The organism is Paraburkholderia aromaticivorans (assembly GCF_002278075.1).
GTDB lineage: Bacteria > Pseudomonadota > Gammaproteobacteria > Burkholderiales > Burkholderiaceae > Paraburkholderia > Paraburkholderia aromaticivorans.
This window is the reverse complement of record NZ_CP022989.1, coordinates 2235443-2255713: the sequence shown is the minus strand read 5'-3', so window position 1 is coordinate 2255713 and position 20271 is coordinate 2235443. Positions and strand designations below refer to the sequence as shown.

The 20271-nt window shown below is 64.1% G+C and carries 19 protein-coding genes; 8 read left to right on the top strand and 11 right to left on the bottom strand.

Annotated features, from left to right (window positions below):
- Positions 1-85 precede the first annotated feature (85 nt).
- From CJU94_RS10380 to CJU94_RS10360, 4 genes are all read right to left on the bottom strand, one after another.
- The gene (locus CJU94_RS10380; protein ID WP_095418616.1) at positions 86-1075 is read right to left on the bottom strand and encodes a beta-ketoacyl-ACP synthase III; all 990 of its coding nucleotides are present in this window, start codon (positions 1073-1075) and stop codon (positions 86-88) included.
- Entirely contained in the window at positions 1075-2181 is a 1107-nt protein-coding gene (gene plsX / locus CJU94_RS10375; protein ID WP_095418615.1) for a phosphate acyltransferase PlsX, read from the bottom strand. Before plsX ends, CJU94_RS10380 begins: the two co-directional genes overlap by 1 nt.
- Positions 2182-2365: 184 nt before the next feature.
- On the bottom strand, positions 2366-2545 hold the full coding sequence (gene rpmF / locus CJU94_RS10365) for a 50S ribosomal protein L32 (RefSeq protein ID WP_006051932.1): 180 nt from the start codon (positions 2543-2545) through the stop codon (positions 2366-2368).
- Between the two features lie 101 nt (positions 2546-2646).
- Complete coding sequence (locus CJU94_RS10360; protein WP_095418614.1) at positions 2647-3291, bottom strand: DUF177 domain-containing protein; 645 nt, start codon at positions 3289-3291, stop codon at positions 2647-2649.
- Between the two features lie 282 nt (positions 3292-3573).
- On the opposite strand from CJU94_RS10360, the gene CJU94_RS10355 reads away from it, so the two are divergent.
- Together CJU94_RS10355 and CJU94_RS10350 are read left to right on the top strand one after the other, a co-directional pair.
- A complete protein-coding gene (locus CJU94_RS10355; RefSeq protein ID WP_095418613.1) occupies positions 3574-4191 on the top strand; it encodes a Maf-like protein in 618 nt (205 codons plus the stop codon).
- The gene (locus tag CJU94_RS10350) at positions 4188-4907 is read left to right on the top strand and encodes an SAM-dependent methyltransferase (protein ID WP_095418612.1); all 720 of its coding nucleotides are present in this window, start codon (positions 4188-4190) and stop codon (positions 4905-4907) included. Before CJU94_RS10355 ends, CJU94_RS10350 begins: the two co-directional genes overlap by 4 nt.
- A 92-nt stretch (positions 4908-4999) precedes the next feature.
- Here the strand turns inward: CJU94_RS10350 and CJU94_RS10345 are convergent, their stop codons facing one another.
- The 4 genes from CJU94_RS10345 to CJU94_RS10330 are packed head-to-tail and all read right to left on the bottom strand — an operon-like array spanning position 5000 to position 8110.
- The gene (locus CJU94_RS10345; protein WP_095418611.1) at positions 5000-6004 is read right to left on the bottom strand and encodes a S49 family peptidase; all 1005 of its coding nucleotides are present in this window, start codon (positions 6002-6004) and stop codon (positions 5000-5002) included.
- A 30-nt stretch (positions 6005-6034) separates the two neighbouring features.
- The gene (locus CJU94_RS10340) at positions 6035-6436 is read right to left on the bottom strand and encodes a Rieske (2Fe-2S) protein (protein WP_095418610.1); all 402 of its coding nucleotides are present in this window, start codon (positions 6434-6436) and stop codon (positions 6035-6037) included.
- Entirely contained in the window at positions 6433-7092 is a 660-nt protein-coding gene (locus CJU94_RS10335; protein WP_095418609.1) for an HAD-IA family hydrolase, read from the bottom strand. The genes CJU94_RS10340 and CJU94_RS10335 overlap by 4 nt, the downstream gene beginning before the upstream one ends.
- Complete coding sequence (locus CJU94_RS10330) at positions 7085-8110, bottom strand: RluA family pseudouridine synthase (protein ID WP_095418608.1); 1026 nt, start codon at positions 8108-8110, stop codon at positions 7085-7087. Before CJU94_RS10330 ends, CJU94_RS10335 begins: the two co-directional genes overlap by 8 nt.
- 733 nt (positions 8111-8843) lie before the next feature.
- On the opposite strand from CJU94_RS10330, the gene CJU94_RS10325 reads away from it, so the two are divergent.
- From CJU94_RS10325 to CJU94_RS10300, 6 genes are all read left to right on the top strand, one after another.
- Positions 8844-12113 carry an Rne/Rng family ribonuclease gene (locus tag CJU94_RS10325; RefSeq protein ID WP_095418607.1) on the top strand — a complete coding sequence of 1090 codons (3270 nt, stop codon included), beginning with the start codon at positions 8844-8846 and terminating at the stop codon, positions 12111-12113.
- 183 nt (positions 12114-12296) lie between these two features.
- Positions 12297-13406: a GTP 3',8-cyclase MoaA gene (gene moaA, locus CJU94_RS10320; RefSeq protein ID WP_095418606.1), complete on the top strand. Its 1110-nt coding sequence runs from the start codon at positions 12297-12299 to the stop codon at positions 13404-13406.
- Between the two features lie 10 nt (positions 13407-13416).
- Positions 13417-14031, top strand: coding sequence for a molybdenum cofactor guanylyltransferase MobA (gene mobA, locus CJU94_RS10315; protein WP_095418605.1), 615 nt, complete (start codon positions 13417-13419; stop codon positions 14029-14031).
- A gap of 74 nt (positions 14032-14105) precedes the next feature.
- A complete protein-coding gene (gene moeA / locus CJU94_RS10310; RefSeq protein WP_095420285.1) occupies positions 14106-15407 on the top strand; it encodes a molybdopterin molybdotransferase MoeA in 1302 nt (433 codons plus the stop codon).
- Positions 15408-15520: 113 nt separating this feature from the next.
- A complete protein-coding gene (locus CJU94_RS10305) occupies positions 15521-15796 on the top strand; it encodes a hypothetical protein (protein WP_006053283.1) in 276 nt (91 codons plus the stop codon).
- Positions 15796-16320: a GNAT family N-acetyltransferase gene (locus CJU94_RS10300; protein ID WP_095418604.1), complete on the top strand. Its 525-nt coding sequence runs from the start codon at positions 15796-15798 to the stop codon at positions 16318-16320. Before CJU94_RS10305 ends, CJU94_RS10300 begins: the two co-directional genes overlap by 1 nt.
- Before the next feature lie 10 nt (positions 16321-16330).
- Here the strand turns inward: CJU94_RS10300 and CJU94_RS10295 are convergent, their stop codons facing one another.
- Genes CJU94_RS10295 through CJU94_RS10285 form a run of 3 tightly spaced genes read right to left on the bottom strand, consistent with a single transcriptional unit; the run spans position 16331 to position 20238 of the window.
- Positions 16331-17779: a DNA recombination protein RmuC gene (locus CJU94_RS10295; protein WP_095418603.1), complete on the bottom strand. Its 1449-nt coding sequence runs from the start codon at positions 17777-17779 to the stop codon at positions 16331-16333.
- The gene (locus tag CJU94_RS10290) at positions 17776-18765 is read right to left on the bottom strand and encodes a 2-hydroxyacid dehydrogenase (RefSeq protein WP_095418602.1); all 990 of its coding nucleotides are present in this window, start codon (positions 18763-18765) and stop codon (positions 17776-17778) included. Before CJU94_RS10290 ends, CJU94_RS10295 begins: the two co-directional genes overlap by 4 nt.
- Positions 18766-18807: 42 nt before the next feature.
- Positions 18808-20238, bottom strand: coding sequence for a sodium:proton antiporter (locus CJU94_RS10285; RefSeq protein WP_095418601.1), 1431 nt, complete (start codon positions 20236-20238; stop codon positions 18808-18810).
- Between the last annotated feature and the right edge of the window lie 33 nt (positions 20239-20271).

Here is a 20271-nt window from a genome sequence, read left to right as displayed (position 1 = left end):
ATGTGGGTGGCGCGCCCGGTTAACGGCGAGCGCGCTCAAACGTAGCCGAGCGCCGCGAAGAGCGCTCGCCATCACGTCGCCGCTATCAGTAGCGGATGACCGACGCGCCCCACGTGAAGCCGCCGCCGACGCCTTCGATCAGCACGTTCTGACCGCGCTTGATGCGGCCGTCGCGCACTGCGACGTCGAATGCGAGCGGAATGGACGCAGCCGACGTATTGCCGTGCTCGCCCACTGTGACGACCATGCGTTCCTGCGGCAAGCCGAGCTTGCGGCAGGTGCTTTGCATGATGCGGATATTCGCCTGATGCGGAATCAGCCAGTCGATCTGCTCAGCCGACAGATTGGCCTTCTCGAGCGCTTCGACCGCGACTTTTTCGAGCACGTTGACGGCGAGCTTGAACACGGCCTGCCCATCCATATGCAGGAACGCACTGCCGGCCACGACACCGCCGTTCACGTTGCCCGGCGTGCAGAGAATGTTCGAATGGCTGCCGTCCGCGTGCAGCGCGCTCGCCAGCACGCCAGGCTCTTCCGACGCCTGCAGGATCACCGCGCCCGCGCCGTCGCCGAACAGTACGCACGTGGTGCGGTCTTTGAAATCGAGAATGCGCGAGAAAGTTTCCGCGCCGATCACAAGCGCCGTACGGTGCTGACCGCTGCGAATGAAGCTGTCCGCCGTCGCCACCGCATAAGCAAAACCGGAACAGACGGCCTGAACGTCGAAGGCCGCGCCGTGGTTCTTGATGCCGAGCTTGTTTTGCAACAGGCACGCCGTGCTCGGAAACACGAAGTCCGGCGTGGAGGTTGCGACGATGATCAGATCGATGGACTGCGGGTCGATATCTGCCGCTTCGATCGCGCGTTGCGAAGCAATGAACGCCAGATCGCTGGTCGTGACATCAGGGTCCGCGAAATGGCGCGCATGAATGCCCGTGCGGGCCACGATCCACTCGTCGCTCGTCTCGACACCTTGCTCGGCGAGACGTTCGGTCAGATCCTGATTGGTGACGCGGTTGGGCGGCAGGTAGCTGCCGGTGCCCAGCACGCGGGAGTAAATTGTCGATTGAGCCATTATGCCTTCGAGGATTGCGCAGCGTAGGGCTCGGCTGGCTGGCCTGCGATCGGGCTTGCGTGGCCCGCACCGCTCGCGTCGCGCGCCGCCTGTTCCAGAGAACCCGCGTTCTCTTCCATTGCGCGCGCAAGGCGTTCCAGCACGCCGTTTTTGACGGCATCATACCCGCGTTTGATAGCCCACTCAAACCCGTAGGCATCCGCCGAACCGTGGCTTTTGATCACCAGCCCGCGCAGGCCGAGCAACGCGGCACCATTGTATTGCCGATGATCGACGCGTTTCTTGAAGCGCATCAATACCGGCAATGCGAGCACCGCCATCACCTTGGTCAGCCACGAACGGCCGAACTCTTCCTTGATGATGTTGGACAGCATCTGCGCGAGGCCCTCAGACGTCTTCAGCGCGACATTGCCGACAAAACCGTCGCAGACGATGACGTCGACCGTGCCTTTGAAGATATCGTTGCCTTCAACGTTACCGTGAAAGTTAAGTGTACTCGCGCGCAGCAATTCGCCGGCACGTTTGATGGTGTCGTTGCCCTTGATGACTTCTTCGCCGATATTGAGCAGGCCGATGGTGGGCCGCTCCTTACCCTCGAGCGCCGACACGAGCGCGTGCCCCATCTCCGCGAACTGCAGTAGATGCTGAGGTTCGCAGTCGACGTTGGCGCCCAGGTCGAGCATCATCGTGTAGCCATTGGGATTGGGCAGTGCCGACGCGATAGCCGGGCGTTCAATGCCCGACAGCGTTTTCAGCACATAGCGCGAGACCGCCATCAGCGCGCCGGTGTTGCCGGCGGAAATGCAGGCTTGCGCCTCGCCTTCCTTGACGCGGTTCAGCGCCACGCGCATGGAGGAATCTTTTTTCTTGCGCAGCGCGACTTCGACCGGATCGTCCATGGCGACGATCTCGGAAGCGGATACGACGGTCAGCGCCGGCAGGTCCAGAGCCTTCAACTTCTTCAGCTGCGCACGAATCGCACTTTCAATGCCGACGAGCAGCAACTGCGCATCGGGATGCGAACGAACGAAGTTGACGGCAGCGGGAACGGTCACGGACGGGCCGTGGTCGCCTCCCATGCAATCTATCGTGAGCTTTACTGTCATGGAGTGCGACGAATTTCAGGCACCCTGCATGCAACCGCAGCAGGCGCCGAAGCGCCAATTGCGATCGACACAAAAAAGCGGCAATTGAATGCCGCCTTTTTGCCGAGCCGGGAAAATGTCAAGCGAGCCGATCGCCACGCGAAACGCCAAGTGGCGGCACGCAGAGAAACGCGCAGCGAAACGATTAATCGTTCTTCGTCTTGACAACTTTCTTGCCGCGATAGTAGCCGTTCGGGCTAACGTGGTGACGCAGATGCACTTCGCCCGTGCTCGGCTCCACGGCCAGCGGCGCTGCCGTCAGAAAATCGTGCGAACGGTGCATGCCGCGCTTCGACGGCGACTTCTTATTTTGTTGAACTGCCATGACTAACTCCTAAAAATTTTCCGAATTCTAACACAGCCCGATCCGGTCTCCGCCACTGGCCGAATGGCCAATGCGCCCGCATCGCGCTCCCATGCAACTGTTCAGTGCTTCTTGTCGCCCGGCTCACCGCGCTTGAGACTCTGGAGCGCCGCGAACGGACTGGGCCGCTCGGGCTCACCACCCTCTTCAGCTTCGTCCGGTGCGCCCTCGTCGCCCTCGCCTTCGGCACCGGTCACCCCGGAGACGAGGCTCTCGTGCACTTCGGGGCAGACCTCATGCTTGGGCACGAGCGGCAAGGAAAGCAGCAACTCTTCTTCGATCAAGTCGACGAGATCGAAATGGTTCGAGCCCACGATCACTTCGACTTCATCCTCGTCGAGCGGAAACTCTTCGGCTTCCGCCTCAGTGTTGACGATCCGGTAAGTTGCATCGACGTTGAATGCCTGCAAGTACGGCGTCATGCACCGCTGACACTCGAGCCATGCAGCGCCGTGAATCGCCATCCTCAAATAAGGCTGGGGACCCTCGGTGCCGTCATCCTGCAATTCCGGCTGCGTCGACCCTTCGGCTTGCCAGGTGAACGCGGTATCGCGGTCTGGCGCTTCTGCCGGGACTTCGTTTAACATGCGCGGCAGTTGCGAGACGCGCACGACACCCGCGGCCTGACGCCCACTCCGCGCAAATTCGAACAGATCGATATCGTGCGGGTCGGACAGACCTGCAGGGTTGCCAGGATGTTGAGTCATGTGCGCTCCTGCTTCGGCAAGGGTTTCGCCGGGGTATAAACCGCGCAATACAAACCGCGGGGACAAACTGGTTGCGAGACGACCTGCGAGACCCGCCCGTTGCGCGACGCGCTTACACGTGCTTACACGCCTCACACACACCGAGACCCGCCTAGCGCAAGCATACCGATGAAAAGCCCAAAATCATATCCGTTTTGTCTTTTCGAGTCAAACACTTAAGCCCGTACGCGCGCGAACTTCGCGCGGCGCCGTACGTTCCGCCTCTCTAGCCGCTGATTGTCCATGCCAGATTCCCTGAATCGCCCGCCACGCCTGATTCTGGCGTCGAGTTCGCCTTACCGCCGCGAACTGCTCGAACGCCTGCGGGTGCCGTTCGATGTCATCGTGCCCGCGATCGACGAGACGCCGCTTGCCGGCGAGACACCCGAAATCACCGCGCTGCGGCTCGCGCAAGCCAAAGCCCGCGCGGTAGCCGGTGAGCTCCGCACCGGCGAAGCCGCGCTCGTGATCGGTTCCGACCAGGTCGCCACCTATGACGGCCTGCAGATCGGCAAGCCCGGCACCCACGCCAACGCGCTGGCGCAACTGCAAGCGATGCGCGGCCGGGAAGTCCAGTTCCATAGTGCGCTGTCCCTGTTCGACAGCCGCTCCGGGACGGCGCAAGCCGTCGACGTGATTACCCGCGTGCAATTCCGCGATCTGCCGGATGCCGCGCTCGAGGCCTATTTGCTGACCGAAACGCCCTATGACGTCGCGGGGAGCGCCAAATCCGAAGGACTCGGCATCGTCCTGCTCGATGCCATTCACTCCGACGATCCCACCGCGCTAGTCGGCCTGCCATTGATCGCGCTGTCGCGCATGCTGCTCGCAGCGGGTTATCCACTTTTGGGGGCGCGATGACCGGCACGCTCTATCTGATTCCGAACACGCTCGGCGAAGGCGACGCCGAGGCGCTCGACGCAGTGCTGCCGGCGCCGGTGCGCACCCGCGCGGCATCACTACACTATTACATCGGCGAGAACGCAAAAACCACGCGCGCGTTTCTGAAGAAGGTCGGCACGGAACGGCCGATCCAGGAAATCGAGATCCGCGAATTGAACGTCAATACGCCGGCCGGCGAGATCGACAAGCTGCTCGCGCCGCTTCTCGCCGGCACCGACGCGGGCCTGGTATCCGAAGCGGGCTGCCCGGCGGTCGCCGACCCAGGCGCCCTGCTGGTGCGCCGCGCGCACGAGCGCGGCGTGAAGGTCGTGCCGTTTGTCGGGCCCAGTTCGATTCTGCTGGCCTTGATGGCTTCCGGGCTCAACGGCCAGAGTTTTGCGTTCCACGGCTACTTGCCGGTCGATGCCACGGAGCGGGCCAAGCGTCTGCGAGAGCTCGAGCAACAGTCGCGCAAAGGCAAACAGACGCAGATCTTTATCGAGACGCCTTACCGGAATCGCGCGCTGCTCGACACGTTACTGGCGACGTGCGCGCCCTCCACGCTCGTTTGCGTGGCGGTCGATCTGACGCTGGAGACGGAGACCATCGCGAGCCGCACCGTGGCTGACTGGAAGAAAAAACCCGCGATCGATTTGCACAAGCGGCCGGCTATCTTTCTGATCCTGGCCGTTTGATTCTGACCAGACAGTGTTAGGGACAAATAAAGAGCCCCGCGCGATCAGCAAAAATCGATCGCGCGGGGCTTTTTCATGTCGACCCATCAACATCAACGCAGATTCAGCCTTGCGCCGAGCGCCATGGCGTGAACCGCGCCGCTGCCGACCGCCGCGCCGAACTTGCGCGCAACACGGTCCGTAATGCTTTCTTTCACCGTGTAGTCGACGATATCCGGCGCTTTGAAGAGCTCGCGCGCCACGAAGTCCGCGTCGCCGAAACCGTCGGCGAGGCCAAGTTCGACGCTCTTCTGGCCAGTCCAGAAAAGACCCGAGAACATGTCCGGCGTTTCATGCAGACGTTTGCCGCGCCCCTGGCGAACCGCGTCGATAAACTGCGCGTGGATCTGGTCGAGCATATCTTGAGCATGTTCGTCCATCTTCGGCGTTTCTGGCGAGAACGGATCGAAAAAACCCTTGTTCTCACCAGAAGTGTGCAGACGCCGCTGGATCCCGAGCTTATCCATCAGCCCTGTGAAACCGAAGCTGTCCATCAGCACGCCGATCGAGCCGACAATACTGGCCTTGTCCACGTAGATCTTGTCGGCGGCCGCGGCCGCGTAATAGCCGCCCGAGGCGCACATGTCGCCGACGACGACATACAGCGGAATTGACGGATATTTGGCGCGCAATCGGCGCATTTCGCTATAGATGATCCCCGCCTGCACCGGACTGCCACCCGGGCTATTGCAACGTAGGATCACCCCGGCGGTGCCCGCGTCGTCGAACGCGCTTCGCAGTGCCGTGTTGATATCTTCCGCGTTCGCGTTCGTATCTGCGGAGATCTCACCGTCGAGCGCCACCATGGCGGTGTGACGGCCGGTGGCCGCGACCTTGTCGCCGGAGAAGTCGATGGCTGCCCAGATTGCCAGCAGCAACACGATCAGGAAGACGAAGCGGAAGAAGATTCTCCAGCGCCGCGCCGCGCGCTGTTCGTTAATCGCGGCAAGCGCAATACGCTCGAGCGCCGCGCGTTCCCAGCCGGGCTCATCGGCAGGCGTGCGGGGGCGGCCTGTCAGGGACGGTTCCTTCGGCTCGGGAGTCAAATTGTCGGACATGCGGTGCAGTGGAAAAGTCGAAGAGGAGAATCAGGGCGTGTCCGGGCACAGTTCGCCATCAGGCAGCCAGAAGACGGCGCGGCCTTCCGGCGTATCGCGTTCGTCCACCTGAACCGGCCGCAATCTGCCGCCGCGGCACGGACCCCCGACGCATTTGCCCGTATCCGGCGCGTAAATCGCGCCATGTGTAGCGCACATCAAGTATAAACCGGACGATTCGAAGAACTGCCCCTCGGCCCAGTCGAGTTCCATCGGCACATGGGCGCAGCGGTTCAGGTAGCCGTACGCACGGCCATCGTAGCGAACGAAAAATACCACGACGTCGCCGCCGCCGAGTTTCGCCCCGCGACGCACGCCCGCGCCGCCGTCGACCAGTTCCGCCGACGCGCAAACGCGAACCGCCGGAGCCGCTTCTGGCGTCTGCGCGCTCATGCGTTTTCTCGCAGCCAGCCCGACAGCACACTGACGCTCGATGCCACGAATTTCGGCGACAACGCGCTCAACGAACCCGCAGGATGCGCCCCATATGTGACACCGATGCCCGCAACGCCCGCATTGATCGCCATTTGCAGGTCGTGCGTCGTATCGCCGACCATTACCGTGCGCGCGTTGTCCTGCCCGAGTTCGCGCGTCAATTCATGCAGCATGGCCGGGTGCGGCTTCGAGAACGTCTCATCGGCGCAGCGGGTGCCGTCGAACAGGCTCGTCAGGCGCGACTGGTCGAGCGCGCGGTTCAGTCCGACGCGGCTCTTACCCGTCGCCACGGCCAGCAGATAGCCCAGATCGCGCAATTCCTGCAGCATCTCGCGCACCCCGGCGAACAGCTCGGTGGTTTGATCCTTCACCAGATAATGGAAGCGATAGCGCTCGGCCAAGCGCGGATAGTCGGCGGGATCGAGGGTGGGCGCGGCGATTTGCAGCGCGTCGCGCAAACCGAGGCCGATGACGTAGCTCGCCGCCTCGTCGGCCGGAACCGGCAAGCCGAGATCGCGGCAGGCCGACTGGATGCTGCGCGTGATGTGCGCGGTCGAATCCATCAGCGTCCCGTCCCAGTCGAAGACGATCAGATCAAATTGCTCTCTAGCCATGCGGTGTCGTCTCCGGGTGTGACCCATTTCGTAATTCGTTGAGCTGCGCGATGAAGCTGCGGCATTCGGCCGGCAACGGCGCCTCGAACTGCAGCGGCGCGCCGGTTGCCGGGTGCGTGAGCTTCAGCCGGTAAGCGTGCAGGAACATGCGCTTCAAACCCGGCCTGGCGTTGGCGCGCGCCAGCGCCTTGTTCAGCGCGAAGTCGCCATATTTGGCGTCGCCGACGATCGGCAGCTCCAGATGCTGCAAGTGGACGCGGATCTGATGCGTACGCCCGGTCTTCAGTTCCGCCTCGAGCAGCGCGTACTCCGGCCAGCGGTCGATCAGATTGAAAACCGTGTGCGAAGCGAGGCCGTCCGGCTGCACGCGAACGCGCCGTTCGCCGTCCGCGGTGAGGTACTTGTGCAAAGGCTCCTTGACCGCGCGGCGGCGGCCCCAGTCGCTCGCCCAGTCGCCGTGAACGCAAGCATAGTAGCGCTTATCCATTTTGTTCTCGCGAATCTGCTCGTGCAGATTGACGAGCGCCGAGCGCTTCTTGGCGAGCATCAGAATGCCCGACGTCTCGCGATCCAGCCGATGCACCAACTCGAGGAATTTCGCCTGCGGACGCGCCTCGCGCATCTGCTCAATCACGCCGAACGCGACGCCGCTGCCACCGTGGACTGCCACACCGGCCGGTTTGTCGATCACGAGCAGGTGCTCGTCTTCAAAAATAATTTTGAAATGGGCGGCCGGCACCGGCGCCTGTGCAACCGTTTCGTTTGGTTGAGCGACGCGAATGGGCGGCACACGCACCAGATCGCCCAGCTCGAGACGGTATTGCGCGTCTATCCGGCCCTTATTCACACGCACTTCCCCGCTGCGCAGGATGCGGTAAATATGGCTTTTCGGCACGCCTTTACAGACCCGTAACAGGAAGTTGTCGATGCGCTGTCCGGCCGCGCTGTCGTCGATCTCGATCAAGGAGACCTGGTCGCTTGCGACCGATTTCTGGGATATTTTGCCTAACTCTTTCATTCTGAATATAATTTGCCCAGCAGTCTGCGGCGGCCGGCGCAGTGTTCGGAATTCGGGCGGATTGCGCAGGTGCAAGCGATAAACCGTTATTTTACTTGCGCCGGGGTCTGGTTGCTCACCCTGAAAATGAGATGCAACAAGTTGCACGCACGAAGTCAGTGCCCGGCAGGGACGGCGCCCATAGGCGCGTTCGGTCAAGGTCGGCTTCGACGGTAACGGAATTTTGGTAAAAAAGAATTTAACTTTCAGCTTCGGTATCGGGCGGTCTGACGTCCGGCTGTACGAAGCTGCAGGTTGCGAAAATACGGCGTGCGCCCGAGGCGTCTTGTAGAAAGTACAAGACATGGCGACGTCAAAATGAGGCGAGACACCCCCAGCAGGAAAAGACGCGCCGCCTGCGCGAACTTCCCGCTGCGGCACGGCCGCAGCCTTCGACCCTCCGGTCACGCGCCCAGTTGGCGCACCGGCGCGAGTGGACGAAGGCTTTTGAAGGTCTGCCGGCAGAACCCGCGGCGTGTCGGGTCGTTATTTGAAGCCGTGTTCGCATGTGCCCTGCGGCACCGCGCCCATTTTTCAATGGGGCCCGGCCCTCTCAGGCAATTCTCCCGCCAGTTTTCCCGCTCCAGCGTGCTTGTGAAAACACAATAAGGCGCGGCATGCCGCTGCCCGTATCGCCCTCGCGACTGACAACCGCGCAGCGAACGGACGGGCTAAGCCGCTCTGGAGCCGTTCAATGAAACGAATGTTGTTCAACGCGACGCAGCAGGAAGAACTGCGCGTCGCCATCGTCGATGGGCAAAAACTCATCGATATCGACATCGAAACCGCCGGGCGCGAACAGCGCAAAGGCAATATTTACAAGGGCATCATTACCCGCATCGAGCCGTCGCTCGAAGCCTGCTTCGTCAATTACGGCGAAGACCGCCACGGCTTCCTGCCGTTCAAGGAAGTCGCCCGCCAATATTTCCGCGACGGCGTCGACATGCGCTCGGCGCGCATTCAGGACGCCCTGCGCGAAGGCCAGGAACTGATCGTTCAGGTCGAAAAGGAAGAGCGCGGCAACAAGGGCGCAGCCCTCACCACCTTCATCTCGCTCGCCGGCCGGTATCTGGTGCTGATGCCGAACAACCCGCGCGGCGGCGGCGTGTCGCGCCGGATCGAAGGCGACGACCGTCAGGAATTGCGCGAAACCATGGCGCAACTGCAATTGCCGGAAGGCATGAGCATCATCGCGCGCACGGCCGGCATTGGCCGCAGCGCCGAAGAGCTGCAGTGGGACCTGAACTATCTGATGCAACTGTGGCGCGCCATCGAAGCCGCGTCGCAAAGCGGTTCGAGCGGTCAGCCGATGCTGATTTATCTCGAATCGAGCCTCGTGATCCGCGCGATTCGCGATTATTTCCAGCCGGATATCGGCGAAATCCTGATCGACACCACCGAAATTCATGACCAGGCACGCGCCTTCATGGATATCGTGATGCCGGACAATGTCAGCAAGGTGAAGCGGTATCACGACGACGTGCCGCTCTTCTCGCGCTTCCAGATCGAACACCAGATCGAAACGGCGTACTCGCGCACGGTGCCGCTGCCCTCGGGCGGCGCGATCGTGATCGATCACACCGAAGCACTGGTCGCGATCGACGTGAACTCGGCCCGCGCCACCAAGGGCGCCGACATCGAGGAAACCGCCGCGCGCACCAACCTCGAAGCCGCCGACGAAGTCGCCCGCCAGTTGCGTCTGCGCGACCTGGGCGGCCTGATCGTGATCGACTTCATCGACATGGAATCGGCCAAGAGCCAGCGCGAAGTCGAACAGCGCCTGAAAGACGCGTTGAAGCACGACCGGGCGCGCGTCCAGATGGGCAAGATCTCGCGTTTCGGCTTGATGGAACTGTCGCGTCAGCGTCTGCGTCCGGCGCTGTCCGAAGGCAGCCACGTGACCTGCCCGCGCTGTAACGGCACGGGTCACATCCGCGATACCGAATCGTCCGCGCTGCAAGTGCTGCGGATCATTCAGGAAGAAGCGATGAAGGAAAACACCGCGGCGATTCATTGCCAGGTGCCGGTTGAAGTCACCGCCTTCCTGCTGAACGAAAAGCGCGCTGAAATCAACAAGATCGAGTCGCGCTTCAAGGTCAACGTCGTCCTGATTCCGAACAAGCATCTCGACACGCCGCATTACAAGCTCGAGCGTCTGCGTCACGACGACGCGCGCCTCGACGAACCGCGCGCTTCGTGGAAGATGGCCGAAGAAGCGGCCCGCGAGCTCGAATCGGAAACCGGTTACAGCAAGCGCACGGAAGAAGCGAAGCCGAAGCAGGAAGCGGCGGTCAAGGGCATCACGCCTGAAAAACCGGCGCCGAGCGCACCGGTTCGTCCGGTTGCCGCCCCGGCTCCGGTGGCGGTTACGCCGGCCAGCGGCGGTTTCATCGGCTGGTTGAAGAATCTGTTCGGCATGCAGCCGGCGGCTCCGGCGCCTGCCGCGCCGGCCACGACCGACAAGCCGACGCGTCCGCAACGCAGCGAACGCACGGAGCGCGGTGAGCGCACCGGCGAACGCGGTGGCGAGCGCAACCGCAATCGCCGCAGCGGCGCAGGCGGCCGCGATGCGGCAGGCCGTGCCGAAGGCGCGACCGGCAGCCGTCCGGCTCAAGGCCAGCAACCGTCGCAGCCGCGTCGCGAGGAACGCGAACCGCGTGAAGCACGCGAGGGCCGCGAGCCGCGTGAAGCGCGCGAGCCGCGTGAAGCGCGCGAACCGCGTGGCAATCGTGAACCGCGTGAGGCACGCGAAGGCCGTGAGCCGCGCGAGACTCGCGAACCACGCGAGCCGCGTGAAGGTCGTGAGGTCCGCGAAAACCGTGACCGTGACAATCGCGGCAGCGACCGCGCGGAAGCCGTCGAAGGCGCACCGCGCGCCGAACGTGGCGAGCGCCGCGAACGTGGCGAGCGTGCGGAACGTGGCGAGCGCCGCAAGCCGCAAGCAGAAGCCGCTGACTCACTGACGCAAGGCGACGCACAAACGCCGGAAGAACTGACGCAAAACCAGGCCGCCCTGGGCGAAAACGGTGCGCCGGTCGATCAGGAAGCCGTGGCGCGCGAAGGCGAAGAGCGCCGCCGCCGCCGTCGCGGCCGTCGTGGTGGCCGTCGCGAGCGTGAAGAAGACGTGAACGGCAACCTGGCCGCGGATGTCGCGGAAGCTGAAGGCGACAATGCCAGCGTGACCGACGAAGCGCCGGTTCGCACGGCACATCAGCCTGTCGAGCAGAAAACGGAAGTCGACGCGGCGAAGGACGTGACGCCGGTGGAAGTGGTAGTCGCCGCTGTCGCGACTGAAACCGCGGTGGTCACCGAACTGCACGCTGCAACCGAAACGCCGGCTCTTGCCGTCGAAAAGGCGGCGAAGTCGGAAGCGGTCGTCCCGGTAGCGGAAGCGCCGGCGGCTGCGGCAATCGTCGAGCCGGTTGTCGAAGCGCCGGTGGCGCCGGTCGAAGCAGCGCAAGCCGCGCCGGCCGCGAGCGAAACGGTTTCGCTGGTCGAACCGGTTGCACGTGTCGTCGAAGCCCCGGCTCAGGTTCAAGTCGAAGCGCCGGCGTTTGCGTCGCCGCTCGAAGCGCAAGCCGCGCCGGCTCCGGTCGAAACCACGGCTCCGGCTGCGGTAGTCGAAGCTCCGGCGGCTCAGCCTGCCCCGCATGCCGAGATCGCGGAATCGAAGCCGGTCGTGACAGCGGTCGAGCCGGCGCTGGTCGAACCCCCGCCTGTTGCCGTTGCGCCGCAAGCGCCGCAGGCAGCGCGTCACGCCGCCGTGTCGGCGGAAGCCTTGAAGCCGGTGCTGGAACAAGCCGGCCTCGTCTGGGTGAACACCGACGCCGACAAGCTGCGCGCAGCTCAGGAAGCGGCCGCGCAGACCGTCAAGCCGGCTCGCGTGGTGCGCGAACGCAAATCGTTGCCGCCGCTCGACAGCGCGCCGATGCAACAAGTGGAAACGGGCAAGCACCCGCAGTAAGCTGCCCCGCCCCGCTCGGAAAGCCCGCCTTCATGGCGGGCTTTTTTTTGCCTGCCGCGCCCGAGCGCCCCCGGTATGCCACTCCCCGTATACCCCGACACGACCAGGGGTCCCACTGCCTTTCGAGGCATTTCCGATAGAATGAATCTCCAGCTTTGATTTCGAGCACTAGCCGAAGCAATCATGTCCCGACGCATCATTCCTGTTGCCGATCTCAGCGCCGTGCCGGTCATTACCGGCCCCGCGCAGACGCCTAGCGGCGCGCTGCACGACACGTTCGCGCGCCCGCTGCGCGATTTGCGCATTTCGGTCACGGATCGATGCAATTTCCGGTGCGTCTACTGCATGCCCCGGGCGGTTTTCGACAAGGACTACACGTTTTTACCGCACAGCGACCTGCTGAGCTTCGAGGAAATCGAACGGCTGGCGCGGATCTTCGTCGCGCATGGCGTCGAAAAAATCCGTCTGACGGGCGGCGAGCCATTGTTGCGCAAGAATCTGGAATTCCTGGTCGACCGGCTCGCGCGCCTGACCACGCCGGCAGGCCGCCCGCTCGATCTGACGCTGACCACCAACGGTTCGCTGCTGGAACGCAAGGCGCGCAGCCTGAAAGACGCCGGCTTGAGCCGCGTCACCGTGAGTCTGGACGCGCTCGACGACACGCTGTTTCGCCGCATGAACGACGCCGACTTCGCGGTCGCCGACGTGCTGGACGGCATTGCCGCCGCGCATGCGGTCGGCCTCGCGCCGGTCAAGGTCAACATGGTCGTCAAACGTGGCACCAACGACGGCGAAATCGTGCCCATGGCGCGCCATTTCAAAGGTTCCGGCGCGGTGCTGCGGTTTATCGAATACATGGACGTCGGCACGTCGAACGGTTGGAACATGGCTGAAGTGCTGCCCTCCGCCGAGGTGGTCACGCGCATCGCCGAGCACTTCCCGCTCGCGCCGCTCGAAGCGCACAGCGCCGCCGAGACCGCGCAGCGCTGGGGTTACGCGGACGGCAGCGGCGAGGTCGGCGTAATTTCAAGCGTGACGCGCGCATTTTGCGGCAGTTGCACGCGCGCGCGTCTCTCGACCGAAGGCAAGCTTTACCTGTGCCTGTTCGCGTCGTCGGGGCACGACCTGCGCGCGCTGGTGCGCAACGGCGCGAGCGACGCCGATATCGCCACCGCCGTGGCCGAAATCTGGCAAGGCCGCGGCGACCGCTATTCGCAACTGCGCGGCAGCCAGCCGGCCGATTCGCGTGCGCGCGACGGCCGCCGGGTTGAAATGTCGTACATCGGTGGATGAGCGGCGGCGCATGAAACCAACGCGCGAACACATCACCGGCTTGCTGCTGGCGGGCGGGCGCGGCATGCGCATGGGCGGCGCCGACAAGGGGCTGCAACCGCTGCACGGCGAGCCGCTCGCCGCCCACGTGCTCAAGCGCCTCGCGCCGCAAACCGGCGCCCTGCTGATCAGCGCCAATCGTCATCCCGAAACTTACGCCGCACTCGGCGCGCCGTTCGGCGCCACGGTCGTGGCCGATTCCCTGGCCGGATTTCCGGGCCCGCTGGCAGGCCTGCTCGCCGGGCTGCGCGCAGCCGGAACCGACTATGTGCTCAGCGCGCCCTGCGACTCACCGTGGCTGCCCGCCGACCTTGCCGAGCGCCTCGCGCATGCGCTGGACGCGAACGGCGCCGACATCGCAACGGTCGCCACCGTCGACGCGCGCGACGAGCGGTCCCTGCATCCCGTTTTCGCGTTATTGCGCACGGACCTCGCCGACGATCTGGCGGCATTCATGGAAGCCGGCGAGCGCAAAGTCCGCGCGTGGTACGCGCGCCACAAGACGGAGGAAGTCGTCTTTACCGATGAACACGCGTTTTACAATATCAATTCGCTACAAGAACTCGCCGACCTCGAGCGTGATTGAGGCCCCGGTTGAAATCCCGCTCCGGCCGCACGGCAACTGCCGCTGCCGCCTCCGGTCGCGACGTCCAGCCCTTCATGACCACGCTTAACGAATTCTCCCGCTGCGTCGCGCAGTACGATCCTCACGCGCTACCTGTTTCGGCCGCTCAGGCGATTGTTCGCCAGTGGGCCACCCCGGTCACGGCCACCGAACGCGTGCCGCTGCGCGACGCGCTCGACCGCGTGCTCGCCGCCGATGTCGTGTCGCCGATCGACGTTCCTTCGCACGACAACTCCGCCATGGACGGCTACGCGTTCAACCGCGCGGCACTCGCCACCGGTGCGCCCACCGTCGAGTTGACGGTGCGCGGCAAAGCCCTGGCCGGGCATCCGTTCACGGGTCGCGTCGAGACCACGCAATGCGTGCGCATCATGACCGGCGCCTGCCTGCCGGCCGACTGCGACACGGTCGTGCCGCAGGAACTCGTCGAGCGCGGCGCCGACTCCGGTTCGATCCGCTTTGCCGCCAACGCCGTGGCGGCCGGCGCGAACCGGCGCCTTGCCGGCGAAGATCTGGCGCGCGGCCACGCCGCGCTACGGGCGGGCCGTATCATGCGGGCGTCGGACCTTGGTTTGCTGGCCTCGCTCGGCATCGGCGAAATCAATGTCAAGCGGCGGCTGCGCGTCGCCTTTTTCTCCACCGGCGACGAATTGCGCTCGCTCGGCGAGCCGCTCGACGCAGGCTGCGTGTACGACAGCAACCGCTACACGCTGTTCGCCATGCTGCGTCGCCTGAACATCGACACACTCGACCTTGGCGTGGTGCGCGACGAGCCCACCGCGATGGAAGCCGCCTTGCGCAGCGCCGCAGCGAGCGCCGACGTGGTGCTGACCTCGGGCGGCGTGTCGGTCGGCGAGGCGGATTTCACCAGGCAACTGCTGCAAACTTTCGGCGACGTCGCCTTCTGGAGTCTCGCCATGCGGCCGGGCCGCCCGCTCGCATTCGGCCGCGTCTGGTCCGGCGAGCGGCCGGGTCTCGGGCAACCCGCGTTATTCTTCGGGTTGCCGGGCAATCCGGTCGCCGTGATGGTGACCTTCTATCAGATCGTGCGCGAGGCGCTGCTGCTGATGTCGGGCGCAACGCCGCCACGGCTGCCGTTCATTCATGCGCTGAGCCGCCGGGCCATCCGCAAGCGCCCTGGCCGCACCGAATTCCAGCGCGGCGTGGCCGAGCAGGACGCCAATGGACAATGGCACGTCACGCCAACCGGCTCGCAAAGCTCCGGCGTGCTGAGTTCGATGAGCGAAGCCAATTGCTTCATCGTACTCGGGCACGATCAAGGTGAGATCGCGGAACGGGAGAGCGTCGAAATCATGCTGTTCGACGGCCTCATCTGACGCGCGGCACACGCGACGCTCTGCACCGGCGGTCGTCATCGAGGGTCGTTTACAGCCATTTGCAGCCATTACAGCTTTACCCATTACCACTACGACACACGGGTTTGACTTACATGAAAAAACAGATTTCGTTCATTGCACCGGGACAGACGGCCAAAGCACTGATCCTCGTGTACCTGACGTTCTCGGTACCGATCGTGCTGCTGGGCGTACTAGTGGCGTTCGTGCGTTATGGTTCGGTGGAACTGAGCACGGTGTTCAGCGCGCTGCTGCTGAATGCGATTCTCGGCTTCATCCTGCTATGGATCGCATGCCATGCATACAACTGGGTTGCGTCGCGCTTCGGCGGCATTGAAATCCAGCTGACCGACGCTCCGGAAGAAGCGTAATGCCCGCGACGATCCGCGCCGCCACGCCCGACGACACGGGCGCGATCTTCGCGCTGACGTACGAACTCGCGGAGTTCGAAAGCCTCACGCATGTCTTCGTCGCAACCGAAGGCGGCTTGCGCGACGCGCTGTTCGGCGCGCGGCCCTCCATCGAGGCACTGGTTGCGGAGAACGAAGGGCGCATCGTCGCTTATGCGCTGTTCTTCCACAATTACTCGAGTTTCGTCGGCAAGCGCGGGCTATATCTCGAAGACGTCTACGTGCAACCGTCGCAACGCGGCAGCGGCCTCGGCACCGCATTGATCGAACGCCTCGCCGCGCTTGCCGTGGAACGGCAATGCGGGCGATTCGAATGGACCGTGCTGGACTGGAACCAGCAGGCCATCAGCTTCTATGAAAAGATGGGCGCGACCGTCATGCCGGACTGGCGCGTGGTGCGCCTCGCGGGTGACGCGCTTGAACGGGTGGCGGCGCGGGCAAACGCAGGGCAACTTTGCGCGCCGGTTCCATCACCGCACCGTTAGCCGCGCACACTCATTGCTCGTCGGGATCCACACCCGAGAGCGCATCGCCGAGCAACCCGCTCGCTTCCTCGCCCGGCAAGGCCTCGACGTCGCGCAATCGGCGGCTCATCACACGCGTACGGGTTTCCGCCGCCTCGATAGAACGCGTGACGGTTTCCAGTTGCGCCTTTGTCCTGGCAAGCACATCGCCGAATTTGCCGAACTCGGTTTTCACCGCGCCCAGAACCTGCCACACCTCGCTCGAACGCTTTTCGATCGCGAGCGTGCGGAAGCCCATCTGCAGACTATTGAGCAAGGCGGTCAGCGTAGTCGGCCCCGCGATCGTCACGCGATAGTCGCGCTGCAGCAGGTCCGTCAGTCCCGGCCGGCGCAATACCTCCGCATACAGACCTTCGGTCGGCAGGAACAGCAAAGCGAAATCCGTGGTGTGCGGCGGCGACACATATTTCTCGGCGATCGCGCGGGCCTCGGCGCGAATCCGCGCTTCGAGCGCGCGCGACGCGTCCTCCACTGCGACCGGATCGGCGCGCTCCTGCGCGTCGATCAGACGCTCGTAGTCTTCGCGCGGAAACTTCGCGTCGATGGGCAGCCACACCGGCGTAGCGACGCCGCCCTGCTCCGCGCGCCCCGGCAGCTTGATCGCAAACTCGACGCGCTCCGTGCTCCTCGGCACCGTCGCGATGTTCTTCGCGTACTGGTCGGCGGTGAGCAGTTGCTCGAGCAACGCCTCAAGCTGCACTTCGCCCCACGTGCCGCGCGTTTTCACGTTGGTGAGCACTTTCTTCAGATCGCCGACGCCGGCCGCCAACGTCTGCATCTCGCCCAGTCCGCGATGCACTTGCTCAAGCCGGTCGGACACCAGCTTGAACGATTCGCCCAGACGCTGTTCGAGCGTGGCATGCAGCTTTTCGTCGACGGTGCGGCGCATTTCCTCGAGCTTCGTCGAGTTGTTCGCCTCGATATCTTTCAGTCGCTGTTCGATGGTCGCGCGCACCTCGGCGAAACGGCGATCGTTCGCCTCGGTGAGTTGCCCCAGTTGCAGGCTCAGCGTATCGCCGAACTGTTTGAGCGAGCGGCCCTGCTCGTCGCGCGCCTGCTGCGCCTGCGCCTGCAGACTGTGTCGCACGGCGTCGAGTTGCTGGGCGAACCCGTCTATCTTGCCGCCCTGCACCGTCGTCATACTGCTGAACTGCGCCGCCAGTGTCTGCTGAAAATGCGCGAAGCCGCTGCTCTGTTCAGTGCGCGACACGCGCGCGGTCTCGGTGATGTCATTGCGCAATTGCCGTTCGAGACGCTCGTAGGCGTGCGCTTGCGCGTCGGTCGCGGCGTCCATGCGCTCGTTGAGCAGTTCGAACTGCTCGCTGTCTGCCGCACGGCCATGCCCACGCATCAGCAAGGCCAGCGCGATGACCAATGCGACCGCGAGCACCGCGACGGCCGCCACCAGAATCATGGTCATGAACGCGCCTTGCCGATGACCTCGGGATTGACCGGATTCGGCGGCCGGCCCGCGCGCGGGCCTTCGCCCAGGCCCGCGATCAGATTGTCCGCGGCAAGATTCGCCATGGCGCGGCGCGTGGCTTCAGTGGCGCTGGCAATGTGCGGCGTCAGCACGACGTTCGGCACGCTCAGCAAGTCCTGATTCAGATTCGGCTCGCCTTCGAACACATCGAGACCGGCGGCCGCGATTTGCCTGGAGCGCAGCGCCTCGACCAGCGCCGCGTCGTCGACGATGCCGCCGCGTGCGATGTTGGTGAGCGTCGCGGTCGGCTTCATCAACGCGAGTTCGGCCGCGCCGATCGTGTGATGGCTTTCCTTCGTGTACGGAAGAACCAGCACGACGTGATCGGCACGCCGCAACAGGTCCTGCTTGGACGCGTATTCAGCATTCAGCTCGGCCTCGATCTCCGACGCAACACGCGAACGATTGTGATAAATCACCTGCATGTTGAAGCCCCTGGCACGACGTGCCAGCGCCTGGCCGATCCGGCCCATGCCGATCACGCCGAGCGTCGAGCCATACAGATCGCTGCCGAGAAAGCCGTCATACGCCCACTTCCGCCATTTGCCCGCGCGCAGCCAGTGCTCCGATTCGGCGATGCGGCGCGCCGCCGCCATCATCAACGCCCAGCCGAAGTCCGCCGTCGATTCGTTCAGCACGTCTGGCGTATTGGTGCCGAGCACGTTGGCCGCGTTGAAGGCGGCGATGTCGAAGTTGTTGTAACCCACCGCCATATTCGACACCACGCGCAGACGCGGCGCCGCCGCGAGCACCTCCGCGCCGACCGGATCGCCCGCGGTCAGCGCGCCGTCCTTATCCGCGAGACGGCGAGCCAGCTCGTCGGCAGGCAATACGTCGCCCTGATTCCAGTCGACGTCGAAATACTGTTTGAGCCGTTCGATCACATCGGGAAAAATCGGACGGGCGACGAGGATCTTTTGCATTGCAATTCTCCGTATAGCGTGTCGAGTTCAAATGCCTCGGCGTCAAAAAAAGAGCCAGCCGGTAACGAGAAACAGCGGCAGCAACACCGCGGCGGACCAGCCCAGATAGGCGAAAAACCCGGGCATGCGAACGCCGCGCGATTCCGCGATGGCCTTCACCATGAAGTTCGGCGCATTGCCGATATACGTGTTCGCGCCCATGAACACCGCGCCGGCTGAGATCGCCGCGAGCGTGGTGGCGCCGGTGGTCATGAGCGTTTGCGCGTCGCCGCCGGCCAGGTTGAAGAACACGAGGTAAGTCGGTGCGTTATCGAGAAACGAAGATAGCAGCCCGGTCATCCAGAAGTACATCAAGTCGTGCGGCCGGCCCGACGCGTCATTAACCAGATGGACGATGCCGGCGAAGGCGCCCGCCTCGCCCGCGCGCAGAATCGTGATGACCGGCGCGATCGTCACGAAGATGCCGGCGAACAGCTTGGCCACTTCTTCGATCGGCGCCCAGTTGAAGTCGTTGCCCGCGCGAGCCGCGCGCGGCGTGAGCGCCAACGAGAGCAGCGTGACGCCGAGCAACGCGATATCGCGCACGGCATTCTGCAACGCCACGTGCGTGCCGAACACGTCGAACTCCACGCCCGGCTTCCACAGTCCGCTCATCAGCACGAGCGCGACCACCGCGGCAAGAAGCGCAAAATTGATCTTTCCATCCATGCCGAGCAGCGGCGAATCAGGCGTGGGATCGAGAAAGCGCGAGCGCTCTTCCTCGCGCCGATGAAAATAGTACGAATCGAGCGCATAGAACCCGAACAGCAACACGCCGCAGACGAACAGCATCGGCAGCGCCAGATGCACGGTGGTCCAGAAGAAGCCCACGCCCTGCAGAAAGCCGAGGAAGAGCGGCGGGTCGCCCAATGGCGAGAGCGAGCCGCCCGCGTTCGCCACCAGGAAGATAAAGAACACGACCACATGAACCACGTGCCGGCGATTGTCGTTGGCGCGCAATAACGGGCGGATCAGCAGCATGGCCGCGCCGGTGGTGCCCATGATGCTCGCCAGCACCGTGCCGAGCGCGAGAATCCCCGTGTTCAGACGCGGCGTGCCATGCAGATTGCCGTGCACGCAGATACCGCCCGCCACGGTGTACAGCGCCGTCAGCAAGACAATGAACGGAATGTATTCTTCGAGCAGCGCATGCACGAGCGTGCCGAACGCTGCGCCGGCACCGAAGCTGAGCGCGAACGGCACGAGGAACACGAGCGCCCACGCAGCCGCGATCTTGCCGAAATGGTGATGCCAGAACGCCGGCGCGATCAGCGGAAACACGGCGATCGACAGCAGCACGCCCGCGAACGGCAGCCCCCACAACGCCGACAAAGTGGCGCCGTCGAGCGTAGCGGCCGACGCCGGTTGCGGCCAGCCAGCCAGCGTCAATGCAGCCGCGAGCCCCATGCCCGTAAAGAAGGCACGTCCTTTCATAGCGTTGAAGTCCTTGTTATTGCCGGCAGCCGC

What these genes read in the sequence shown, in the direction of transcription:
- CJU94_RS10355 (WP_095418613.1), top strand. Translation starts at nt 3,574, where the DNA reads ATGCCAGATTCCCTGAATCGCCCGCCACGCCTGATTCTGGCGTCGAGT.
- CJU94_RS10380 (WP_095418616.1), bottom strand. Translation starts at nt 1,075, where the DNA reads ATGGCTCAATCGACAATTTACTCCCGCGTGCTGGGCACCGGCAGCTAC.
- CJU94_RS10300 (WP_095418604.1), top strand. Translation starts at nt 15,796, where the DNA reads ATGCCCGCGACGATCCGCGCCGCCACGCCCGACGACACGGGCGCGATC.
- moaA (WP_095418606.1), top strand. Translation starts at nt 12,297, where the DNA reads ATGTCCCGACGCATCATTCCTGTTGCCGATCTCAGCGCCGTGCCGGTC.
- CJU94_RS10305 (WP_006053283.1), top strand. Translation starts at nt 15,521, where the DNA reads ATGAAAAAACAGATTTCGTTCATTGCACCGGGACAGACGGCCAAAGCA.
- rpmF (WP_006051932.1), bottom strand. Translation starts at nt 2,545, where the DNA reads ATGGCAGTTCAACAAAATAAGAAGTCGCCGTCGAAGCGCGGCATGCAC.
- CJU94_RS10285 (WP_095418601.1), bottom strand. Translation starts at nt 20,238, where the DNA reads ATGAAAGGACGTGCCTTCTTTACGGGCATGGGGCTCGCGGCTGCATTG.
- CJU94_RS10295 (WP_095418603.1), bottom strand. Translation starts at nt 17,779, where the DNA reads ATGACCATGATTCTGGTGGCGGCCGTCGCGGTGCTCGCGGTCGCATTG.
- CJU94_RS10345 (WP_095418611.1), bottom strand. Translation starts at nt 6,004, where the DNA reads ATGTCCGACAATTTGACTCCCGAGCCGAAGGAACCGTCCCTGACAGGC.
- CJU94_RS10360 (WP_095418614.1), bottom strand. Translation starts at nt 3,291, where the DNA reads ATGACTCAACATCCTGGCAACCCTGCAGGTCTGTCCGACCCGCACGAT.
- CJU94_RS10350 (WP_095418612.1), top strand. Translation starts at nt 4,188, where the DNA reads ATGACCGGCACGCTCTATCTGATTCCGAACACGCTCGGCGAAGGCGAC.
- mobA (WP_095418605.1), top strand. Translation starts at nt 13,417, where the DNA reads ATGAAACCAACGCGCGAACACATCACCGGCTTGCTGCTGGCGGGCGGG.
- CJU94_RS10335 (WP_095418609.1), bottom strand. Translation starts at nt 7,092, where the DNA reads ATGGCTAGAGAGCAATTTGATCTGATCGTCTTCGACTGGGACGGGACG.
- CJU94_RS10325 (WP_095418607.1), top strand. Translation starts at nt 8,844, where the DNA reads ATGAAACGAATGTTGTTCAACGCGACGCAGCAGGAAGAACTGCGCGTC.
- CJU94_RS10340 (WP_095418610.1), bottom strand. Translation starts at nt 6,436, where the DNA reads ATGAGCGCGCAGACGCCAGAAGCGGCTCCGGCGGTTCGCGTTTGCGCG.
- CJU94_RS10290 (WP_095418602.1), bottom strand. Translation starts at nt 18,765, where the DNA reads ATGCAAAAGATCCTCGTCGCCCGTCCGATTTTTCCCGATGTGATCGAA.
- moeA (WP_095420285.1), top strand. Translation starts at nt 14,106, where the DNA reads ATGACCACGCTTAACGAATTCTCCCGCTGCGTCGCGCAGTACGATCCT.
- plsX (WP_095418615.1), bottom strand. Translation starts at nt 2,181, where the DNA reads ATGACAGTAAAGCTCACGATAGATTGCATGGGAGGCGACCACGGCCCG.
- CJU94_RS10330 (WP_095418608.1), bottom strand. Translation starts at nt 8,110, where the DNA reads ATGAAAGAGTTAGGCAAAATATCCCAGAAATCGGTCGCAAGCGACCAG.